Source organism: Kocuria sabuli (assembly GCF_040981185.1).
Lineage (GTDB): Bacteria > Actinomycetota > Actinomycetes > Actinomycetales > Micrococcaceae > Kocuria > Kocuria sabuli.
The window spans coordinates 36661-57176 of the sequence record NZ_JAVHZE010000018.1; the positions used below are offsets into that span (position 1 = coordinate 36661).

The 20516-nt window shown below is 75.4% G+C and carries 18 protein-coding genes; 12 read left to right on the forward strand and 6 right to left on the reverse strand.

Features of this window, described 5'->3' with window-relative positions; all coding sequences use genetic code 11:
* The first annotated feature begins 32 nt into the window (after positions 1 to 32).
* Complete coding sequence (locus tag RE027_RS14850) at positions 33 to 1202, forward strand: endo-1,4-beta-xylanase (protein WP_368809050.1); 1170 nt, start codon at positions 33 to 35, stop codon at positions 1200 to 1202.
* A 67-nt stretch (positions 1203 to 1269) separates the two neighbouring features.
* On the opposite strand, the gene RE027_RS14855 is transcribed toward RE027_RS14850, so the two are convergent.
* Positions 1270 to 2436, reverse strand: coding sequence for an ROK family transcriptional regulator (locus tag RE027_RS14855; protein ID WP_368809051.1), 1167 nt, complete (start codon positions 2434 to 2436; stop codon positions 1270 to 1272).
* A gap of 150 nt (positions 2437 to 2586) precedes the next feature.
* Here RE027_RS14855 and xylA point away from each other — a divergent pair, with 150 nt between their 5' ends.
* The 8 genes from xylA (at position 2587) to RE027_RS14895 (ending at position 12319) form a co-directional block, all read left to right on the forward strand.
* Positions 2587 to 3810, forward strand: coding sequence for a xylose isomerase (xylA, locus tag RE027_RS14860; protein WP_368809052.1), 1224 nt, complete (start codon positions 2587 to 2589; stop codon positions 3808 to 3810).
* Positions 3811 to 3953: 143 nt separating this feature from the next.
* Positions 3954 to 5348: a xylulokinase gene (gene xylB, locus RE027_RS14865; RefSeq protein ID WP_368809053.1), complete on the forward strand. Its 1395-nt coding sequence runs from the start codon at positions 3954 to 3956 to the stop codon at positions 5346 to 5348.
* A 96-nt stretch (positions 5349 to 5444) separates the two neighbouring features.
* Complete coding sequence (locus RE027_RS14870; RefSeq protein ID WP_368809054.1) at positions 5445 to 6500, forward strand: aldose epimerase family protein; 1056 nt, start codon at positions 5445 to 5447, stop codon at positions 6498 to 6500.
* 89 nt (positions 6501 to 6589) lie between these two features.
* Positions 6590 to 7354 (forward strand): LamB/YcsF family protein, encoded by a 765-nt coding sequence (locus RE027_RS14875; RefSeq protein ID WP_368809055.1) that lies wholly within the window; start codon positions 6590 to 6592, stop codon positions 7352 to 7354.
* The gene (locus RE027_RS14880) at positions 7351 to 9012 is read left to right on the forward strand and encodes a 5-oxoprolinase subunit B/C family protein (RefSeq protein ID WP_368809056.1); all 1662 of its coding nucleotides are present in this window, start codon (positions 7351 to 7353) and stop codon (positions 9010 to 9012) included. The genes RE027_RS14875 and RE027_RS14880 overlap by 4 nt, the downstream gene beginning before the upstream one ends.
* 4 nt (positions 9013 to 9016) lie before the next feature.
* Positions 9017 to 10744 carry an acetyl/propionyl/methylcrotonyl-CoA carboxylase subunit alpha gene (locus RE027_RS14885; protein WP_368809057.1) on the forward strand — a complete coding sequence of 576 codons (1728 nt, stop codon included), beginning with the start codon at positions 9017 to 9019 and terminating at the stop codon, positions 10742 to 10744.
* Positions 10745 to 10906: 162 nt separating this feature from the next.
* Positions 10907 to 11482 carry a hemerythrin domain-containing protein gene (locus RE027_RS14890; protein WP_368809058.1) on the forward strand — a complete coding sequence of 192 codons (576 nt, stop codon included), beginning with the start codon at positions 10907 to 10909 and terminating at the stop codon, positions 11480 to 11482.
* Positions 11483 to 11623: 141 nt separating this feature from the next.
* Entirely contained in the window at positions 11624 to 12319 is a 696-nt protein-coding gene (locus tag RE027_RS14895; protein WP_368809059.1) for a GntR family transcriptional regulator, read from the forward strand.
* A gap of 70 nt (positions 12320 to 12389) precedes the next feature.
* Here the strand turns inward: RE027_RS14895 and RE027_RS14900 are convergent, their stop codons facing one another.
* Positions 12390 to 13643: an NRAMP family divalent metal transporter gene (locus tag RE027_RS14900; RefSeq protein ID WP_387921499.1), complete on the reverse strand. Its 1254-nt coding sequence runs from the start codon at positions 13641 to 13643 to the stop codon at positions 12390 to 12392.
* Between the two features lie 336 nt (positions 13644 to 13979).
* On the opposite strand from RE027_RS14900, the gene RE027_RS14905 reads away from it, so the two are divergent.
* Positions 13980 to 14915: a DNA-3-methyladenine glycosylase family protein gene (locus RE027_RS14905; protein ID WP_368809060.1), complete on the forward strand. Its 936-nt coding sequence runs from the start codon at positions 13980 to 13982 to the stop codon at positions 14913 to 14915.
* 142 nt (positions 14916 to 15057) lie between these two features.
* On the opposite strand, the gene RE027_RS14910 is transcribed toward RE027_RS14905, so the two are convergent.
* A complete protein-coding gene (locus RE027_RS14910; protein WP_368809061.1) occupies positions 15058 to 15507 on the reverse strand; it encodes a hypothetical protein in 450 nt (149 codons plus the stop codon).
* A 205-nt stretch (positions 15508 to 15712) separates the two neighbouring features.
* Here RE027_RS14910 and RE027_RS14915 point away from each other — a divergent pair, with 205 nt between their 5' ends.
* Complete coding sequence (locus RE027_RS14915; protein WP_368809062.1) at positions 15713 to 16267, forward strand: MarR family winged helix-turn-helix transcriptional regulator; 555 nt, start codon at positions 15713 to 15715, stop codon at positions 16265 to 16267.
* Between the two features lie 277 nt (positions 16268 to 16544).
* A complete protein-coding gene (locus RE027_RS14920) occupies positions 16545 to 17792 on the forward strand; it encodes a heparan-alpha-glucosaminide N-acetyltransferase domain-containing protein (RefSeq protein ID WP_368809063.1) in 1248 nt (415 codons plus the stop codon).
* Here the strand turns inward: RE027_RS14920 and RE027_RS14925 are convergent.
* The 3 genes from RE027_RS14925 to RE027_RS14935 are packed head-to-tail and all read right to left on the reverse strand — an operon-like array spanning position 17789 to position 20492.
* Positions 17789 to 18754 (reverse strand): electron transfer flavoprotein subunit alpha/FixB family protein, encoded by a 966-nt coding sequence (locus RE027_RS14925; RefSeq protein WP_368809064.1) that lies wholly within the window; start codon positions 18752 to 18754, stop codon positions 17789 to 17791. The two genes, RE027_RS14920 and RE027_RS14925, sit on opposite strands and share 4 nt — an antisense overlap.
* 45 nt (positions 18755 to 18799) lie before the next feature.
* Complete coding sequence (locus RE027_RS14930) at positions 18800 to 19624, reverse strand: electron transfer flavoprotein subunit beta/FixA family protein (RefSeq protein WP_368809065.1); 825 nt, start codon at positions 19622 to 19624, stop codon at positions 18800 to 18802.
* Between the two features lie 46 nt (positions 19625 to 19670).
* The gene (locus RE027_RS14935; protein ID WP_368809066.1) at positions 19671 to 20492 is read right to left on the reverse strand and encodes an HpcH/HpaI aldolase/citrate lyase family protein; all 822 of its coding nucleotides are present in this window, start codon (positions 20490 to 20492) and stop codon (positions 19671 to 19673) included.
* Between the last annotated feature and the right edge of the window lie 24 nt (positions 20493 to 20516).

Genomic DNA, 20516 nt, shown 5'->3' on the forward strand with positions numbered 1-20516 from the left:
CCGGGACACCCCCCGAGAAAGGAAACCCCGAGATGAGCCGACGAATCCCCGTCCTGCGGATCGGCGCGGCGAGCGCCGTCGCCGTCCTGTGCCTCACCGCGGTCCCCCAGGCCGCGACCGCCGCCCCCGAGACCCGGCCGCCCGGCCTGGCCAAGCAGGACACCCTGCGCTGGAACACCCCCAAGGACTTCTACATCGGCAGCGCCGTGGCCGGCGGAGGCCACCACACCACCGCCGACTACCCGGAGCCCTTCCCCTCCGACCCCGAGTACCGGTCGGTCCTGGCGCGGGAGTTCAGCTCCCTGACCCCGGAGAACCAGATGAAGTGGGAGTTCATCCACCCCGAGGAGGGCGTGTACGAGTTCGGTCCCGCCGACGCCATCGTCGACTTCGCCGAGGCCAACGGGCAGGTCGTGCGCGGCCACACGCTGTTCTGGCACAGCCAGAACCCGGACTGGCTGGAGAACGGGGACCACACCCCGGAGGAGCTGCGCGCCGTCCTCAAGGACCACGTCCACACGGTGGTCGGCCACTACGAGGGGCGGATCCAGCAGTGGGAGGTCGCCAACGAGATCTTCGACGACAGCGGGAACCTGCGCACTCAGGACAACATCTGGCTGCGCGAGCTGGGCCCGGAGATCATCGCCGACGTCTTCCGCTGGGCCCACGAGGCCGACCCGAACGCCAAGCTCTTCTTCAACGACTACAACGTCGAGGGCCCCAACGCGAAGTCCGACGCCTACTACGCGCTGATCCAGGACCTGCTCGCGCAGGGTGTTCCCGTCCACGGCTTCGGCATGCAGACCCACCTGGGCCTGCAGTACGGCTTCGACGGGCGCATGCAGCAGAACCTCCAGCGCTTCGACGACCTCGGCCTGGAGACGGCCGTCACCGAGATCGACGTCCGCGGACCGGTCGACGAGGACGACCGGATGACCGAGGAGCTGCGCCGGAAGCAGGCCGACTGGTACCGCATGGCCCTCGAGGCCTGCCTGGCCGTGGAGGACTGCAACTCCTTCACCGTGTGGGGCGTGCTCGACGAGCACTCCTGGGTGCCCAACACCTTCCCCGGCCACGGTGACGCCCTGACCATGGAGGGCGACTACGAGCGCAAGCCCGCCTACGACGCCCTGCAGGAGACCCTGGTCCGGGCGCACCCGGGCGGCGAGGCGAAGTGGAAGCACCACCCCGCCTTCCGCTGACCCGGCCGGACCGGCACGACGACGGGCCCGTTCCCCAGGAGCGGGCCCGTCGTCGTGCGCGGTCGGCTCAGCGCCGGTCGATCCACCGGGCCGGGGAGGCCAGGATCGGTTCGAGGGCCGTGGCGGCCGCGCCGCTGAGCGCCGGGTGGGCGTCCGCCGCCGAGCGCTGGATCTCGATCGGTCCCACCTCCGCGGTCAGCGCGTGCGCCTCGACGACCTCCCGCAGCACGGGCTCCAGCTCCGCCGCGATGGGGGCGAAGTACCCCGAGAGCACGACCGTCGAGAGGTCCAGGACGTTCATCGAGTTCGCGAGCACCACCCCGAGGGGGCGCCCGATCATCTCCATGACCGCGTCCCGGCTCCGCAGCCGCTCGGCCGTGGCCGCCACGAGGTCCTCGATCCGGACGTCCTCCGGCAGTCCCGTCCGCGCCCGCAGCGCGTGGTAGCTGACGTAGGCCTCGAGGCAGCCCCGCCGCCCGCACCGGCACAGCTCCCCGCCGGGGGTGATCGTGAGGTGCCCGAGCTCCCCGGCCCAGCCGTGCTCGCCCCGGTGGATCCGCCCGTCCAGGACCACGGCGCCCCCGATGCCGGTCTCGCCGTGCAGGAAGAGGAAGGACTCCCCGGGCCGGTGCAGGACCTCGGTGCGCGCGGCGAGCATGCTGTCGTTGCCGGCCGTCAGCGCGGGGCCCCGGAAGGGCGGCAGCCGCCGGAGCCGCTCGACCAGCGGGACGTGCTCCCAGGCCAGGTTCGGCGCGGAGAGCACGGTGCCCCGGTCCGGGGCGAGCCGGCCGGGGACCGAGACGCAGATGCCGGCCACGGGCACGTCCGGGCGGGGGGACAGGGCGTCGTCGAGCAGTCCGGACAGCGCGGCGGCCACCTCGTCCACGGACGCCCCGGCGTACGCCCCGAACCGGGTGTCCTCGTGGAGCACCCGGCCCCCGAGGTCGGTGACGAGGCAGGCCAGGTGGTCCGCGGCGATCTCGAGCCCGACGCCCAGCACGCTGCCCCGGGCGATGCTCAGCGGGATCATCGGCCGCCCCGAGGACCGCACTGCCGTCTGCTGCCCCTCGACCAGCAGGCCGGCGTCGAGCAGCTCCTGCACGAGCTTGGAGACGGTGGGCTTGGTGAGGCCCGTGCCCTTGGCGAGCGCGGCGCGCGAGAGGGGTGCCCCGGCACCGGCGACCGCGCGCAGGACGGTGGAGAGGTTGTGCTCCCGCAGGTGGCTCGACTGCACGGACGGCTCTCCTTCGACGCTGACGGGACCGGGCCCGGGCAGGCGCGCGGCCCTCCGGCGGGAAAGAAAAACGGCCACCGGTCTTTCCCCACGGTATCCCACGACCTATAGTAAGTAACGGTAACTAACCTATCTGGGAAAGGACCTGCCATGTCCCTCACCTCACCCGCGACCTCTCTCGCGTCCTCCGTGGCGCCGTCGCCCGAGGACAAGTTTTCCTTCGGCCTGTGGACCGTCGGCTGGGCGGCGCGCGACCAGTTCGGCACGGCCTCCCGCCCGGACCTGGACCCGCTCGAGTCCGTGCGCCGGCTCGCGGAGCTCGGCGCCTGGGGCTTCACCTTCCACGACAACGACCTCATCCCCTTCGACGCCTCCGAGGCCGAGCGCGAGAAGCTCGTCGGGCGGCTGAAGCGGACGATCGACGAGACCGGCATGGTCTGCGAGATGGTCACCACCGACACCTTCGCCGAGCCCGTCTTCAAGGACGGCGCGTTCACCTCCAACGACCGGCGGGTCCGCCGCTACGGCCTGCGCAAGGTGCTGCGCAACGTCGACCTCGCCGCCGAGCTCGGCGCCACCACCTTCGTGATGTGGGGCGGGCGCGAGGGCACCGAGTACGACTCCTCCAAGGACCTCTACGCCGCCCTGGACCGCTACGCGGAGGGCGTCGACACCGTGGCCGGCTACATCAAGTCCCAGGGCTACGACCTGCGGATCGGCATCGAGCCGAAGCCGAACGAGCCCCGCGGCAACATCTTCCTGCCCACCATCGGGCACGCGCTCGCGTTCATCGACCGGCTGGACAACGGCGACGTCGTGGGCGTGAACCCGGAGACGGGCCACGAGCAGATGGCGACCCTCAACTACACCCACGGGCTCGCCGAGGCGCTGTGGTGCGGCAAGCTGTTCCACATCGACCTCAACGGCCAGAACGGGCCGATGTACGACCAGGACCTGGTCTTCGGCCACGGCAACCTGATCAGCGCCTTCTTCACGGTCGACCTGCTGGAGAACGGCTTCCCGTCGAAGCCGGGCGCCTACCAGGGGGCCCGCCACTTCGACTACAAGCCCTCGCGCACCGAGCACCTCGACGGCGTCTGGGACTCGGCGGCCGCGAACATGCAGATGTACCTGCTCCTGAAGCAGCGCGCCGTCGCGTTCCGCCAGGACCAGGAGGTCCAGGAGGCCATGGCGCAGTCCGGGATCCTCGAGCTCGCGGAGCCGACGCTCGCGGAGGGCGAGGACCTCTCCTCGTTCCTGGCCGACCGCAGCTCCTACGAGGACCTCGATCTCACCGGCCCCTCGGAGCGCAACTACGGATTCGTGCGCCTGCACCAGCTCGCCGTCGAGCACCTCATGGGCGCCCGCGGCTGACGCACCCGGGTGCGGCCCCCGCCCCGGGGGCCGCACCCGTCCCCGGCCGGCCCGGCGCACATCCCCCCTGCGCCGGGCCGGCCCCCTCCGGCGGCCCGGCCGCCGTCCTGCCCCGCACCCGCTCCCTCCCCCGGAGGTTCCTCATGGCACGCACCACCGTCCTGGGCATCGACTCCTCGACCCAGTCCACCAAGGCGCTCCTGGTCGACGCCGGCAGCGGCGAGGTGCTCGGGCAGCGCCGGGCGCCCCACCCCGCCGGCACCGAGGTGGACCCGCGGGCCTGGCTCGCCGCGCTCGACGACGCCGCCGGACCCTTCCTCGAGGCGGCCGCCGCCGTGGCCGTCGGCGGCCAGCAGCACGGGATGGTGGCCCTCGACGAGCACGACGCCGTGGTGCGCGACGCCCTGCTGTGGAACGACACCCGCTCGGCGCCGCAGGCCCGTCAGCTCGTCGAGGAGCTGGGCGGTCCCGCGGCGTGCGCCGAGGAGCTGGGCAGCGTGCTCGTCGCCTCCATGACCTCCACCAAGCTGCGCTGGATGGCCGAGCACGAGCCGGAGCACGCCGCCCAGACCCACCGGGTGCTGCTGCCCCACGACTACCTCTCCTGGCACCTCGCCGCGGACAAGGGGACGTTCTTCACCGACCGCGGCGACGCCTCGGGCACCGGCTACTTCTCCACCCGCACGGAGAGCTGGAACCACGACCTCGCCCGCCGCGCCCTCGGCCACGACGTCGAGCTGCCCGAGGTCGCGCCGCACCCCCGGGCCGTGCTGGGCCGCACACCCGGCGGGGTGCAGCTCGCGGCGGGCACGGGGGACAACATGGCCGCCGCCCTGGGCGTCACGCTCGGCCCGGGGGACGTCTCCCTGTCCATCGGCACCTCCGGGGTCGCGGCCATGGTCTCGGACACCCGCACCGCCGACCCCAGCGGGCTGGTGACCGGCTTCGCCGACGCCACCGGCCGGTACCTGCCCATGGCCACGACGCTCAACGCCGCGCGGATCCTCGAGTTCGGGGCCCGGGTCCTCGGGGTCGACCACGCCGGGCTCTCCGCCCTGGCCCTGGCCGCCGGCCCCGGGGCGGGCGGCGTCACGCTGCTGCCCTACCTCGACGGCGAGCGCACCCCCGACCGCCCCGAGGCCCGGGCCACCCTGCACGGGATGTCCTCGGCCACGACCCGCGAGGACGTCGCACGGGCCTGCGTGGAGGGCCTGCTCTGCTCCCTGGCCGACGGCGTGGACGCCCTCGAGCGCGCCACGGGGGTCTCCGCGGAGCGGATCTTCCTGATCGGCGGCGGGGCGCGGTCCGAGGCCGTGCGCCGGCTGGCCCCCGCCGTGCTCGGCCGGCCCGTGCTCGTGCCCGCCCCCGGGGAGTACGTGGCCCTCGGCGCGGCGCGGCAGGCCGCCTGGGCGCTCTCCGGCGCCGGCGAGCCCCCGGCCTGGGCGCTGCCCGGGATGCAGGAGCACACGGCGGACGCGACGCCCGCGGTCCTGGAGGAATACCGGCAGCTGCGCGACCGGACCACCGACTGGTCCTGACCGCGCAGCAGCGCGTCCGGCGGCCCGGGGAGGACCCCCGGAGGCTATGATCGGCGCGTCCGCCAGCACCGCCCCGCCCAGCTCCCGGAGGACCCCGTGACCCGCGACACCCCCACCACCCCGCAGACGTTCGGCACGCTGCCCGACGGCAGGGCCGTCACCGCCCACACCCTGACCGCCCCGAGCGGGCTGAGCCTGTGCGTGCTGGATCTCGGCGCCACGGTGCAGAGCCTGCACGTGCCCGGCCCCGCCGGGAGCACGACCAACGTGGCCCTGGGCTTCCCGGACGCCGGCGGCTACGCGGAGCACGCGGACACCTTCATGGGCGCCGTGGTCGGGCGCTACGCCAACCGGATCGGCGGCGCCCGCTTCCGGCTCGACGGCGAGGTCGTGGAGCTGGGGGCCAACGAGGGCGGCAACACCCTGCACGGGGGCCCGGACGGGTTCCACCGCCGGACCTGGCAGGTGCTGGAGGCCCGGGCGGACGCGCTCGTCCTCGAGCTCGTCAGCCCGGACGGGGACCAGGGCTTCCCCGGGGAGCTGACCCTGCGCGCGAGCTACGCCGTGGCGGACGACGGCGTGGTCCTCGACCTCGAGGCCCGCACGGACGCCCCGACCGTCGTGGGCCCGGCCAGCCACGCCTATTTCAACCTGGCCGGCGAGGGCTCCGGGACGGTCGACGACCACCTGCTCACCGTCGAGGCCGACCGCTACCTCCCCGTCGGCCCCGGCTCCCTGCCCCTCGGCGGGCCGGCCGAGGTCGCGGGCACGCCGTTCGACTTCACCGCCCCGGCCGTCCTCGGCGACCGGGTGCGGGCGGCCCACCCCCAGGTGGCCGCGGTGCGGGGCGTCGACCACTCCTTCCACCTGCGGGGCGCGGGCCTGCGCCGGGCCGCGCGCGTGGAGGACCCGGCGAGCGGACGGTGGATGGAGCTGCACACGGACCAGCCGGCGCTGCAGGTGTACACCGGCAACTCCCTGGACGCCGTCGCGATCGGCACGGGCGGGCGGCGCTACCGGCAGGGCGACGGCATCGCGCTGGAGCCGCAGCGCCACCCGGACTCGCCCAACCGCCCGGAGCTGTCGGACCCGGTGCTGCGCCCCGGGGAGCTGTACCGCTCCCGCACGCAGTGGCGCTTCGGCCACCGCTGACCCGCGGGCGGAACCCCGCTCCGCAATATTGTTGAACAATCTTCGGGGAGGGGGCATGCTGGAGGGACCGACGTGACAAGGAGCACAGCATGCCCCCCTCCGACATCGACCTCAACGCGGACTGCGGCGAGTCGCTCAGCGCCTGGGCCATGGCCGGCGACGAGGCCGTCCTGGGCGTGGTCACCAGCGCGAACGTGGCCTGCGGCTTCCACGCCGGGGACCCGACGGTCGCCCGCCGCACCTGCACCGTGGCCGCCGAGCAGGGGGTCGTCGTGGGCGCCCAGGTGTCCTACGACGACCTCAAGGGCTTCGGCCGCCGCTTCATCGCCGTGCCCCGCACGGAGCTGACCGACCAGCTCGTCTACCAGATCGGCGCCCTGGAGGCCCTGGCCCGGGCCTCCGGCACCGGGGTCCGCTACGTCAAGCCGCACGGCGCCCTCTACAACGCGATCGTCCACCACGAGGAGCACGCGGGCGCGGTCGTCGACGCCGTGCGCGACATCGACGAGGCGCTGCCCCTCCTGGTGCTGCCCGGCTCCGAGATCGAGCGGCAGGCGCGCGCGGCCGGACTGCGCACCGTCCGCGAGGCCTTCGCCGACCGCGGCTACACGCCGCAGGCCACCCTCGTCCCCCGCTCCGAACCCGGCGCCGTGCTGCACGACGCCGGGCGGATCGCCGCGCGCGTGGTCCGGATGGCCACGGAGCGCGTCGTCGAGGCCGTCGACGGCTCGGTCGTGGCGGTGGACGCGCAGAGCATCTGCGTGCACGGGGACACCCCGGGCGCGCTGGCCATCGCCGAGCGCGTGCGCGGCGCCCTCGAGGAGGCCGGCCTGCGCGTCGGCAGCTTCCTGTGAGCGCGCCCGCCGGGACCCGGACCGTCCGTCCCCTGGGCCCCCGCGCGGCCCTGGTCGAGTGCGCGGACCTGCACGACGCCGTGGCCCTGCACGCCCGGCTGAGCACGGCCGGGCTGCCCGGGCTCGTCGACTGCGTCGCGGGGGCCCGCACCGTGGTCGTGCAGGCGCGCACCCCGGCCGCCCTGCGGGACATCGTCCGCACCGCGCTGGCGGCCCCGCGCGGCGGCGCCGGGACGGGCGAGGCGCGCACCGTGACGATCGACGTCGTCTACGACGGCGAGGACCTCGAGGCCGTCGGCGAGCTCACGGGCCTGGGCGCGGACGGGGTCGTGCGCGCCCACTCCGGGCAGCAGTGGACCGCGGCCTTCGCGGGCTTCGCCCCGGGCTTCTTCTACTGCGTGGCCGAGGACGGCCTCGACGTCCCGCGCCGGGAGACCCCGCGCACCGCGGTCCCGGCGGGGTCGGTGGCCCTGGCCGGCCGCTTCTCCGCCGTCTACCCCCGGCGCTCCCCCGGCGGCTGGCAGCTGATCGGCCGCACCGCGGCCCGGATGTTCGACCTCGACCGGGACGACCCCGCGCTGCTGCGCCCGGGGGACCGCGTGCGGTACCGGCCGGTGCGCGAGCTCGTGGAGGCGGCTCCCCGCACCGCCGGCCCGGCGCCGGTCCGCGGCGCGCACCTGGTCGTGGACCGGCCCGGTCTGCAGACCCTCGTCCAGGACCGGGGGCGCGCCGGCTCGGCCGGACTGGGCGTCTCCCCGTCGGGCGCCCTCGACGCCGGAGCCGCGGCCTCGGCCAACCGGCTCGTCGGCAACGCCGCGGGGGCGGCCGTGCTGGAGAACCTGCTGGGCCGCCTCGAGCTGAGCGCCCACGGGGACCACGTCCTGGCGGTCACCGGCGCCCGGGCACCCCTCACGGTCGAGGGTCCCGCCCCGTGGTGGCCGGTGCCCGGCACGCCGTTCGCCCTGCGGGACGGCGAACGGCTGGCCGTGGGTGCCACGGAGTCCGGCGCGCGCGTCTACGTGGCGGTGCGCGGCGGCGTGGCGGTCCCGCCCGTGCTGGGCAGCCGCTCCACCGACGTCCTCGCCGGGCTGGGCCCCGACCCGCTCGCCGCCGGGGACGCCCTGCCCGTCGGCCCCGCCCCCGGCACGGCCGTCCGGCCGCCCGAGCCCCCGCCCGAGCCGGCCCGTGCGCCGGCGGTGCGGGTGGTGCCCGGCCCCCGCGACGACTGGTTCGCCCCCGCCGCGGTGGAATCGTTCTTCGCCCAGGAGTGGGAGCTGACCGCCTCGTCCGACCGGGTGGGCGCCCGGCTGGACGGGTCGCCCCTGGAGCGCACCCGCACGGACGAGCTCCCCAGCGAGGGCACGGTGCCCGGCTGCGTCCAGGTCCCGCCCTCGGGCCTGCCCGTGGTCCTGCTGCAGGACTCGCCCACGACCGGCGGGTACCCCGTGATCGGCGTGGTGCACCCGCAGGACCTGGCCGTGCTGGCCCAGCTGCCCCCGGGCGCCCGGCTGCGCTTCGAGCGGGCCCCCGCCCCGGAGCTCGCCCCGCCCGCCCCGGGGGGCCCCGACACCGTGGCGCCCGAGCCGCACGCCACCGACCAGCCCGCCACCGACACGCCCCTGGCAGACGGGCCCGCCACCGAGAACCCTCTGGAGTAGCACCGTGCGCAAGATCCTGATCGCCAACCGCGGCGAGATCGCCGTCCGCGTCGTCCACGCCTGCGCGGAGGCCGGGCTGTCCTCGGTCGCCGTCTACGCCGACCCCGACGCCGACGCCCCGCACGCCCTGCTGGCCGACGAGGCCTACGCGCTCGAGGGCAGCTCGGCCGCCGAGACCTACCTGGACGGGGGGAAGGTCCTCGCCGTCGCCGAGCGGTGCGGGGCCGACGCCGTGCACCCCGGCTACGGGTTCCTCTCCGAGAACGCCGACTTCGCCCGGGCGGTGATCGAGGCCGGCCTCACCTGGATCGGCCCCTCCCCGGAGACGATCGTGCTGCTCGGGGACAAGGTCGCCGCCCGGGAGATCGCCCGGCGGGCCGGCGCCCCGCTCGTGCCCGGCAGCGACGGCCCGGTGGAGTCCCCCGAGGACGCCCGCGCATTCGCCGAGAAGCACGGCCTGCCCGTGATCGTGAAGGCCGCCCACGGCGGCGGCGGACGCGGCATGCGCGTGGTCCGGGAGCTCGAGCAGGTCGAGGACGCCTTCGTCTCGGCGGCCCGCGAGGCGCAGGGCGCGTTCGGGCGCGGCGAGTGCTTCGTGGAGCGCTTCCTGGACCGGCCGCGGCACGTGGAGGCGCAGGTCATGGCCGACACCCGCGGGAACGTCGTCGTGCTGGGGACCCGGGACTGCTCCCTGCAGCGCCGCCACCAGAAGCTCGTCGAGGAGGCGCCGGCCCCCTTCCTCACGGACGAGCAGCGGGAGCGGATCGCCGCCGCCGCCGAGGGCATCTTCCGGGAGGCCGGCTACGTGGGGGTGGGCACCGCCGAGTTCCTCGTGGCGCAGGACGGGCTGATCTCGTTCCTGGAGGTCAACACGCGCCTGCAGGTGGAGCACCCGATCACCGAGGAGGTCTACGGCGTGGACCTGGTCCGCGCGCAGCTGGCCGTCGCGGCCGGGGACCCCCTGCCGGTGCTCGCGACCCCGCCCGCGCGCGGGCACGCCATCGAGTTCCGGATCAACGCCGAAGACCCCGGCCGCGGCTTCCTGCCCTCCGGCGGGACGGTCGAGGCCGTGGACACCCCCACGGGCCCGGGCGTGCGCGTGGACTCGGGGGTGCACCGCGGCAGCCGGGTGGCCACGACCTTCGACTCGCTGCTGCTCAAGCTCGTGGTCAGCGCGCCCACCCGCGAGCAGGCGATCGTGCGGGCCCGCACCGCCCTGCGGGAGCTGCGGGTGCACGGCGTGGCCACCACGATCCCGTTCCACCGCGCCGTGCTGGACGCCCCCGCCTTCGCCGGCGGCGACGGGCTCGGGGTGTGGACCACGTGGATCGAGGAGGAGTTCGCCGATCGGCTCGCCCCGGACGCCGGCTACGCCCGCGCGGGCGAGCAGAGGCGCACCCGCTTCACCGTGGACGTGGACGGGAAGCGGGTGCGCCTCGGGATCCCCGACGCCCTGGCCGCCGCCCTGGGCTCCGTCGCCCCGGGGGACGCCTCCCCCGTCCCTGCGGCCGCGGCCGACGACGGCGCCGTCACCGCACCGTTCGCGGGGACGCTGGTCTCGTGGCTGGTCGCCGAGGGGGACGCCGTGGACGCGGGCCAGGACGTCGCCGTGCTCGAGGCCATGAAGACGGAGTCCCGGGTGGCCGCGCCGCGGGCCGGGACGGTCCGGGAGCTGACGGCGGGTCCCGGGGACGCCGTGAGCGCCGACCAGGTGCTCGCCCGCCTCGGCTGAGCGCCGTCACGCTCGGGGAGAACCTGGTCGGCCCGCCCCCGGGTGTCCTATCGTCGGTACCACCCAGCGCGCCGTCTCCCGCCGCGACGGCGGTGGACGGCACCCAGGTGCCGGGGTCCCGTACGCGCGTTCAGGCACCACGACCCGAAGGAGAGAGGTCCCATGACCGACACCACGACGGACGGGCGGGGCACGGATGTCGTCGACATCCTCACCGCCGACCACCGGGACATGCTCGAGCTGATCGGCCGGATCAAGGAGACGCCGGAGGCCGACCGGCGCAGGGACCTGGCGGACACCCTGATCGCGGAGGTGATGCGCCACGCCGTCGCCGAGGAGATGTACGTCTACCCCGCGGTGGAGGAGCACGTCCCCAACGGCGCCGAGGAGGTCGAGCACGACAAGAAGGAGCACGACGAGATCGTGCAGGTGATGAAACGGCTGGAGGACGCCGACGCCTCCGGTCCGGGCTTCCTGGAACTGGTCGGGGAGCTGGAGGCACAGCTGCGCCACCACATCGACGACGAGGAGTCCGACCAGTTCCCCAAGCTGCGGGCCGGCATCCCCGCCGACCAGCTCGTCGACCTCGGGGAGAAGGTGCAGACCGCCAAGAAGCTCGCACCGACCCGGCCGCACCCCCACGCCCCGCACTCCGAGCTGTTCCACAAGACGGTCGGTCCGGGCGTCGGGATGATCGACCGGCTCCGGGACAAGCTCACGGGACGCCGGACCGGCTGAGTCCGCCCGGGGCGGACCGCTGACGGTCCGCCGCACGGCCCCGGCGGGCGGGCCCGCCGCCCGCCGGGACGCCTCACGGCACACGGCCCCCGCCCCGGACTCCGCGGCGGCCGCCGTCGGTGATGTCAGGATGGTGTCCTGATGAACACCGTGGAGAACGAGTTCCTGCTGACCGCCGTCGGCCTGGCGGGGCCCGCCCCGCAGGGCGAGGCCACCCCCTGGGCCGCCGACGTCCTGCGCCAGGGCATCGTCGCCGGCCGGCTGCCCCCGGGGACCCGGCTCTCGGAGGCCCGGGTCAGCGAGGTGCTCGGGATCTCCCGCAACACCCTGCGCGAGGTGTTCGCGGTGCTGGGCAACGAGAACCTGCTGCACCGGATCCCCAACCGCGGCGTCTCGGTGGCCCGGCCGGGCGCGGACGACGTGCGGGAGATCTACCGGGTGCGGCTCGCCCTGGAGACCTCGGCGCTGCGCTGGACGGACCCCGGACCGCAGCCCGGGCTGCACGCCGCCGTCGAGGAGGGGCGCGCCGCCCGGCGGCAGGAGGACGTCGGCGGCATGGCCGACGCGAACCAGTGCTTCCACCGCGCCGTGGTGGAGCTGGCGGGCTCGGCCCGGCAGAACGAGCTGATGTCCCGGATCCTCGCGGAGATGCGACTCGTCTTCTTCTCCATGCGGCAGGACCCGTCCTTCCACGCGCCCTACATCGAGCGCAACGCCCGGATCCTCGAGCTCTTCGAGCTGGGCCGCCGGGAGGAGTCCGCCGCGCGGATGCACCGGTACCTGCAGGACTCCCGGCAGCAGCTGCTCACCGCCCTGGAGGGTCCCGGGGCGCTCTGACCGGCCGGTCGGGGCACCGGGCACCGCCGGTCCGGCGCGTCCGTGGCCGGCCTGCGCCCGGCCGCGGCGCTCACGACCACAGCGCGGCGATGCCGCTGAGGGACTGGTAGCCCAGGTAGATGGTGAGCAGCCAGATCACGGTGCCCAGCAACGCCAGCCACGTGGGGTAGTCGTAGCCGCCCAGCAGGTCCCGGCGGCGCCAGGCCACCCACAGCAGCATGGCGAAGCCCAGCGGGAGGATCAGCCCGTTGACCGCGCCCGCCACGATGAGCAGCGTGGACGGCGCCTGGCCCAGCAGCGCGAACACCGTCGCGGAGACGGCGATGAACGCGATGGTCATGAGGTTGCGCGTCCGGGGCGTCGTCCGGGAGGTCGTGAGGAAGGACACCGAGGTGTAGGCGGCACCGATGACGGAGGAGATGGACGCGGCCCACAGGATGACCCCGAACAGGCGCAGCCCCACCTCCCCGGCGGCCGACCGGAACGCCTGCGCGGCCAGGTTCTCCCCCGTGAGCTGGGCGCCGCCGGCGACCACGCCGAGGATCGCGAGGAAGAGCAGGAAGCGCATCACGCCGGTGAGCACGATGCTCATCACGGAGCCGCGGGAGATCTGCTTGACGCTCTCCACGCCCGTGATCCCGGCGTCGACGATCCGGTGGGCGCCGGCGTAGGTGATGTAGCCGCCCACGGTGCCGCCGATCAGGGTGGTGATGACCAGGAAGTTCACGTCCTCGGGCAGCACCACGTTGCGCAGGGCCTCCCCCACCGGGGGCCGGGACACGACCGCGACGTAGGACGTCACGAGGATCATGAGCACGCCGAGGACCACCACGATCCGGTCCAGGGCCACGCCGGCGCGCTTGCTGACGAACACGCCCACCGCGATCAGGGCCGTGACGAGCCCGCCCCACGTCGCGTCCAGACCCAGCAGCGCGTTGAGGCCGAGGCCGCCGCCGGCGGTGTTGCCGATGTTGAAGACGAGACCGCCGACCGCCACCAGCGCGGCGATGAACCAGCCGAGCCCGGGCAGCACGCGGTTGCCCAGCTCCTGGGCCTTGAGGCCGGAGACGCCGATGATCCGCCACACGTTAAGCTGCACGGCGATGTCGACGACGATGGAGATGACGATGGCGAACGCGAAGGCGGCGCCGAGCTGGACGGTGAAGTTGGCCGTCTGCGTGATGAACCCGGGGCCGATGGCGCTCGTGGCCATCAGGAACAGGGCCCCGAGCAGCGCGGAGCGGTTCACGGCCCGCATGGCGGCGGGGCCGGTGACGGGACCCCGGCCCTCGGGGGCGGACGGGGCGGGGGCAGAGCTGGACATGCGGCCTCCTCGGGACGGGTGCGACCTGCGCCGGCCACCCGGCACCGGCCACCCTGGACGTGGCCGCGGTCACTTCTCGGCCAGTGTAGTGATTGTTGAACAATCTGAACAGAGTGGGTCCTCCTGCGTCGTCTGGACAGCCGGACGTCCGCGGGACAGGGTGTTCCCGGGGGCGGCCGCTCCCGGGAACACCGGGAGGACCGCATGCGCGACGACGAGATCGGCACCACCCCGGGGCGTGCGCCGTGACCGGGCGCAGGGCCCTCCACCGGGGCCCCTGTGCCGCCCCGTGCACGGTGACTTCCTGCGCGGCCACCCCCTGTACGGCCGCCGCCGATGACCCGCCCGGACCGCGGGCCCGCGGGCGCCGTGGACGTCGTGCTCCCGCCGCCCACGTCCCCGCGGTTCCTCCGGGACTTCCTGGCCTCCCAGGCCGTGCCCGGCTGTGACGACCTCTCGGGAGGCACCCACCGGCGGCCCGTCGTCGTGGACGGGTGGGTGCGCACGGTCACCGTCGACTGGGACCGCCTCACACCCGCCGGCCTCCCGGTGCGCGTGGAGCCCGGAGCGGGGGACGCCCTGGAGCCCGTGCTGCGCCGGGTGCGCCGCTGGCTGGGCGAGGGCACGGAGTCCTCCGCGGCGGACCGCGCCCTGGCGGCCGACCCCGCGCTGGCCGCCGACGTGCGCTCCTGGCCCCTGATCCGGCTGCCCGGTTCGCCGGACGGCTTCGAGACGGCGGTCCTGACCGTGCTCGGGCAGCAGGTCTCCCTCGCCGCGGCGCGCACGTTCGCCGGACGCCTGGTCCGCCACTACGGCACCCCCACGGCCGGCGGTCTCGGCGTCTTCCCGCCGGCCCACCGGATCGCCGCCGCGGACCCGGCCCGGCTGCAGCAGGACGTGGGCATCACGACCCGCAGGGCCGCGACCGTCCGCGCGCTCGCCGGAGCGGTCCTCGACGGTCTCGCCCTGGACGCTCCGGCCGGGGCCGGCGGCCCGGGTGCCGGGCAGGACGCCGCCCGGCTGCGCCACCGCCTGCTCGCCCTGCCCGGCATCGGCCCGTGGACGGCGGGGTCGATCACCCTGCGCGTCCTGGGCGACCCGGACGTCTTCCTGCCCCAGGACCTCGTCCTGCGCCGCGCCCTCGGCGTGACGGGGACGGCCGCCGCGGCGGAGATCTCCGCCGCCTGGAGCCCCTGGCGCAGCTACGCCGTGATGCGGCTGTGGGCCCGCGCGGCGTTCCCGGACTCGGCCGGCACCGCTGGAGTCGGGTGAGCCTGCACTGCGACCGTCCCGGCACGTGGAACACCGGAGGGGTCCCGGTGACGGGTGCGGCCGGGACCCCTCTCATGTGGCGGTCGGCTACGTCACCCCTTCCGCCGGGTCGAGACTTCCGCCGCCGTGCCGGTGCGCTAGCTCAGACGGCGGCCGGCAGTGCCGTCGTGTCCACGACGTCCAGCACGGCGCGCAGCTCCCGGACCTCGAGCGCGGACACCTCGGCGAGGACCGCGAGCGGGACCCCGTGCCGGGACGCGGCACGGATCTCGGCGTGCAGCACGCTCGTCGCCTGGTCCAGGGCCCACCGGGCCGTCTCGAGGGTCCCGTCGACGGGGGCGATGTCCAGCCCGACGCCGATCTCGTCGTCGGAGACCGCCGCGTCGTCGAGGGCCTGGTCGAGCGCCCACTCGGCGGACTCGACCTCTCCGGCCGCCGTGAACACGCGCCGGGCGAGCTCCGCGTGGTGGAAGCGCGGATCACCGGCGAGGCTGCCGGCCTCGGCCGGGACCTCCGGAGAGAGCGGGAGGAGGAGGGTGCGGGCGAGATCCGTCGACCGGGTCGTCGACCGCGGGAACGCTGCCTTGCTCATCGTCGAACCTTCCTGGAGTCCTGCTGCTGCGGGCCCCCGGCAGAGGGCCACGGTCGGAGCCGACGCTCCCACCGTGAGTTCCATGCAAGCCGAAAAAGCCTAGAAAGTCTAGCTATCAGCCGCATGGTTGTTACGATCGAGGAGCGGGCACCGGGAACTGCTTCCATTCCACCATCCGCCCACCCCGCTCCTCCAGGAGGTGCCGATGAACAATCCGCCAACTCCTGCCACGCCCTCGGGCTACTGGTACGGGCACGACGAGAACTCCCGCGCGGCGGTGTGCGTGCTGGAGGCCCTGCGCGAGTACCGCTCCGCCGAGACGGCGATGCGCCGGCGGACGAGGACCTCGATGGGGATGGGCGAGACCGACCTGCTCGCCGTCCGCTACCTCCTGGAGGCCGCCCGCACCGGCCGCACGATGGGCCCCCGCGACCTGGCGGCCCGGCTGGGCATCTCCTCGGCCTCGACCACCACCCTGCTGGACCGGCTGACGAAGAGCGGGCACGTCCGGCGGGAGCCGCACCCGACCGACCGGCGGGCCCTGATCGTCACGGCCACCGAGAGCGCCGACCGCGAGGTGCGCGCCACCCTCGCCGCGATGCACGCGCGCATGAAGGCCGCCGCCGAGAGCCTCACCCCCGAGGAGGCCGAGGTCGTGGTGGGCTTCCTGCACCGCATGCGGGACGCGGTGGAGGGAACCGGGGAGCCGGGCGACCGACCGGCGCGGCAAGCCCCGCCTCCGGGGCAGAACCGGCTGTGACCTGGGACAACACCGTCCTCTGGACGGTGGACAAGGAGCCTCGCGGCTCCTAGGGTACGAAGGGGCCCGAGGGGGATTCGGGACCGCCGGCGGACCGGGGACCCCATCCCGGCCCGCCGATTCCCGGACCGGACCCGCACCCCCGGGACCGGCGGGGATCGCGCACGGCCGACCATGTCCCCGTGAGGACCCCCGCGTGCGTCCCCGCGCACGGACCACCGGCGCCCCTGCCGGCGGCGCCCACCCCCCCCTGCCCCTCCCTCCCCCGGAGACCCCCATGACCAGAACGTCCGAAGCTCCCCCCGCCCCGAGCACCCGGCACGACCGCGCACCGCGGAGTCCGGGGCGCCGCCCCCGCCTCGTCGCCGTGGACGCGGCCCGTGGCCTGGCGCTGATCGGCATGATCGCCGTCCACATCCTGCCGGCCCACGACCCCGAGACCTTCGAGCCCACCCTGCAGTGGACCCTCTTCGGCGGCCGCGCGGCGGCGCTGTTCGCCCTACTGGCCGGGCTCAGCCTGGCCTTCTCCTCCGGCGGGAGGACCCCGCACCGCGGCCGGGAGCTGACCGCCACCCGCGCCGGCCTGGTGGTCCGCGCCCTGCTCATCGCCGTCGTCGGGCTGGGCATCAACGAGCTCATGCCCTCCCCGGCCCCGGCCCTGGGCATCCTCGCCTACTACGGCGCGTTCTTCCTGCTGGCCGTCCCGCTGCTGGGCCTGCGCCGCAGGACCCTCGCCGCCGGCGCGGCGCTCTTCGCGGTCCTGGGCCCCGTGCTGGTGCACGTCCTGGGGCCCGTCCTCCCCCAGCCGGCGGCGGTCAACCCGACCCTGGGCAGCGTCGTGGCGGATCCGGGGGCGTCCCTGGCCCAGGTGCTGCTGACGGGCACCTACCCCGCCGTGCCCTACCTGACCTACCTCTGCGCGGGGCTGCTCATCGGCCGCCTCGACCTGCACGACGTCGTCGTCCGGGTCCGGATCGCGGTGCTCGGCGTGCTCCTGGCCCTCGGCGCCTGGTTCGTCTACTGGGTGCTCGTGCTGCAGACCGGCGGCTACGGCCGGCTGATGCAGCACACCCCCTGGCTGGGCGAGGACCAGATCGACGAGATCCTCGTCTGGGGCCCGAGCCCGGACCTGCCCACCTCGACCTGGTGGTGGCTGCTGACGGCGGGCCCGCACAGCAACACCCCGGTGACGCTGCTCATGGACCTGGGCACCGCCCTGGCCGTGCTCGGGGCCTTCCTGCTGCTGGCCCGGCCGAACCTGCTGTGGAGTGCCCTGGGGGCCATGGGCGGGCGCACTCTGACCCTGTACTCGGCCCACCTGCTGGCCCTGGCCACGACCCTGCACTACGACCACCCCGTGCTCTGGTTCGCGGTGCACGTGGCGGTGGCCGCCGGCTTCGCCGTCCTGTGGCAGAGGTGGTTCGGCCAGGGCCCGCTCGAGCGGGTGGTCGCGGCCGCGGTCCGCGGCACCCGCCACCGGGTGCTGGGCCCGCGCTCCCGCGCGGCGGAGACCCCGCGGGCCTAGCCGCGCAGCGCCCGTAGGTGCTCGACGGCCTGGGGCAGCACCTTCTTCAGGTCGCCCACGATCCCGAGGTCGGCGATCTCGAAGACGGGCGCCTGCTCGTCCTTGTTGACCGCCACGACGAGCCGGGCGGTCTGCATGCCCGCGCGCTGCTGCACGGCCCCGGAGATCCCGCACGAGACGTAGAGCTGCGGGGAGACGGTGCGGCCGGTCTGCCCCACCTGTGCCTCGGGACCGATCCAGCCGGCGTCCACGGCCGCGCGGGAGGCGCCGATCGCCCCGCCGAGAGCGTCCGCGAGCTCCTCGAGCGGGCCGAAGTCCCCGCCCGTGCCGCGGCCGCCGGCCACGACGACCCGCGCCTCGGTCAGGGCCGGCCGCCCGGAGGCGGGCAGCTCGGTGCGCCCGACCACGCGGGCGGCGGGCACCGTGTCCTCCGGCTCGTGCGTGCGCACCGGCGGCCGCCCCGCCCCGGCCGGCTCCGCGGCGGGCAGCTCGACCGAGTGCGGCCGGACGGTGACGACCAGCACCGGGCTCGTGGCCCGGCACCGGGTGGTCCAGCCCCCGGCGAGCACGGACTTGGTCACGACGAGGTCCGCGTCCAGGCCCGTCGCGTCGGTGACCACCCCGGCCCCGAGGCGCACGCCCAGGCGTGCGGCGACGTCCTTGGCCTCCGGGGTGTTGGGCAGCAGGACCGCCCGCGCGCCGGTCTCCCGGGCCGCCGCCGCCGCGAGCGCGACGGCCGGGGCGGTCAGCCGGTCCCCCGGTCCGGCCGCGGCGGCGTGCACGGTGACCGCCCCGTGGGCGCCCAGCTCGTCGAGCAGGGCGTCCGGGGGGACCGCGGGCACGACGACGTGCGCCTCGCCCAGGGCGCTCGCGAGCACGAGCAGCTCCCGGTCGGCGCGGCCCAGCCGGTCCGTGCGGTCCAGCACCACCAGGGTCGTGGTCGTGGTCGTGGTCTTGGTCATGGTCGTCCTCCTCCTGCCCGGCGGCCGGGCGAGACGTGATGGTGCTCAGACGAGCTTCTGCGCGACGAGGAACTCGGCGAGGCGGATCCCGCCCTCGCCCTCGTCCCGGACGACCTCCCCGGCGGCGCGGGGCGGGCGGGGCACGGCCTCGAGCACGCGGGTGAGGGACCCGGCCAGGCCCACGTCGCCGGGACCGAGCCCGAGGTCGGCGGCGGACCACGTCAGCACGGGCTTCTTCTTGGCCGCCACGATCGCCTTGAAGTTCGGGTAGCGCGGGGTGTTGATCCGGTCGGTGACGGCCACGAGCGCCGGCAGCTCCGCGACGACCTCGAGGACCTCGGTCTCCGTGTGCCGGGTGGCCGTGAGCGAGGTGCCGTCCTCGGCCAGGGCGAGGGAGCTCGCGAAGCCGACGTGGGCGAGGCCGAGCCGCTCGGCGAGCTGGCCGGGGACCAGGGAGCTCTCCCCGTCGGTGGAGGCCATGCCGGTGAGCACGAGGTCCACGGGACGGGACTCCGCCTCGGCGATCCGCCGGGCGGCGGCGGCGAGCACCCGGGCGGTGACCCAGGCGTCCGAGCCGGCGAGGGCGTCGTCGAGCATGTGGAAGCCGGCGTCGGCGCCCAGCTGCAGGGCACGCTTGAGGGCGGCCGTGGCGTCCGCGGGACCCATGGTCAGCGCGAGCACGCGGTGACCGGCGGCGGTCCCGCCGGAGGCCTCGACGAGCTGGAGGGCGGCCTCGAGCGCGTACTCGTCGAGCTCGGAGAGGATCCCGGCGCCGCGCCCGAGCACGGGCGGATCACCGGTGAGGACGCGCTCCTCCTGGGCGTCGGGGACGTGCTTGACGGGGACGAGGACGGTCAGGGGCCGGTTCATGGTCTCCTCCGGGCGGGGTGGGCGGGGCGGAACGGGGACACGGGTCTCAGCCGCCCGCCCGGCGCACGAGACGCTCGGCGTGGCGGAGCAGGGGCTCGTCGACCATCCGCCCGCGGAACGTGAAGACGCCGGCCGCGCCCCGGGCGGCCGCGAGCAGCGCACGGGCGGCCGCGAGCTCCTCCTCGCCGGGGCGGTAGGCGGCGCGGACGGTCTCCACCTGGCCGGGGTGGATGCACGCGGTGGCCGCGAAGCCGGCGGCCACCGCGTCGAGGGCCTCCTCGCGCAGCCCGTCGAGGTCGGCGATGTCGAGGTGCACGGCGTCGATCGCGGGCTTGCCGGCGGCCCCGGCGGCCAGCAGGACGGCCGAGCGGGCGTGCCGGGCGACGTCGCGGTAGGCGCCGTCCGGGCGGCGGGACGAGCTGCCCCCGAGCGAGGCCACCAGGTCCTCCGCGCCCCACATCAGCGCCACCACGTTGGGGGCCCGTGCTATGCCCGCCGCGTTGACGACGCCCTCGGCCGTCTCGCACAGGGCGACCACCCGCTCGAGGCCCAGCTCTGCGGCGACGGCGAGGCGCTCGGCCGAGGCGGCCTTGGGCAGCATCACGGTCGTGTAGCGGGTGCGCCGCAGGGCGACGAGGTCGTGGGCGAAGTCCTCGGTGTCCTCGGCGTTGACCCGCACGACGGTCCGGGCGGGATCGAGCGGGGTGGCCACGAGGGCGTCCCGGGCGGCGGGCTTGTCGCGGCCGGCCACGGCGTCCTCGAGGTCGAGGACCACGGTGTCGGCCCGCACGGCGGCCTTGGCGTAGCGCTCGGGGCGGTCGGCCGGGCAGAACAGCAGGGCCGGGCCGAGGGCGAGGTCGTCGGTCACGGTCAGCTCCTTCGGACGGGCGGC

What these genes read in the sequence shown, in the direction of transcription:
- RE027_RS14875 (WP_368809055.1), top strand. Translation starts at nt 6,590, where the DNA reads ATGCCCCCCTCCGACATCGACCTCAACGCGGACTGCGGCGAGTCGCTC.
- RE027_RS14920 (WP_368809063.1), top strand. Translation starts at nt 16,545, where the DNA reads ATGACCAGAACGTCCGAAGCTCCCCCCGCCCCGAGCACCCGGCACGAC.
- RE027_RS14850 (WP_368809050.1), top strand. Translation starts at nt 33, where the DNA reads ATGAGCCGACGAATCCCCGTCCTGCGGATCGGCGCGGCGAGCGCCGTC.
- RE027_RS14900 (WP_387921499.1), bottom strand. Translation starts at nt 13,643, where the DNA reads ATGTCCAGCTCTGCCCCCGCCCCGTCCGCCCCCGAGGGCCGGGGTCCC.
- RE027_RS14890 (WP_368809058.1), top strand. Translation starts at nt 10,907, where the DNA reads ATGACCGACACCACGACGGACGGGCGGGGCACGGATGTCGTCGACATC.
- RE027_RS14930 (WP_368809065.1), bottom strand. Translation starts at nt 19,624, where the DNA reads ATGAACCGGCCCCTGACCGTCCTCGTCCCCGTCAAGCACGTCCCCGAC.
- RE027_RS14895 (WP_368809059.1), top strand. Translation starts at nt 11,624, where the DNA reads ATGAACACCGTGGAGAACGAGTTCCTGCTGACCGCCGTCGGCCTGGCG.
- RE027_RS14915 (WP_368809062.1), top strand. Translation starts at nt 15,713, where the DNA reads ATGAACAATCCGCCAACTCCTGCCACGCCCTCGGGCTACTGGTACGGG.
- RE027_RS14905 (WP_368809060.1), top strand. Translation starts at nt 13,980, where the DNA reads ATGACCCGCCCGGACCGCGGGCCCGCGGGCGCCGTGGACGTCGTGCTC.
- RE027_RS14910 (WP_368809061.1), bottom strand. Translation starts at nt 15,507, where the DNA reads ATGAGCAAGGCAGCGTTCCCGCGGTCGACGACCCGGTCGACGGATCTC.
- xylA (WP_368809052.1), top strand. Translation starts at nt 2,587, where the DNA reads ATGTCCCTCACCTCACCCGCGACCTCTCTCGCGTCCTCCGTGGCGCCG.
- xylB (WP_368809053.1), top strand. Translation starts at nt 3,954, where the DNA reads ATGGCACGCACCACCGTCCTGGGCATCGACTCCTCGACCCAGTCCACC.
- RE027_RS14925 (WP_368809064.1), bottom strand. Translation starts at nt 18,754, where the DNA reads ATGACCAAGACCACGACCACGACCACGACCCTGGTGGTGCTGGACCGC.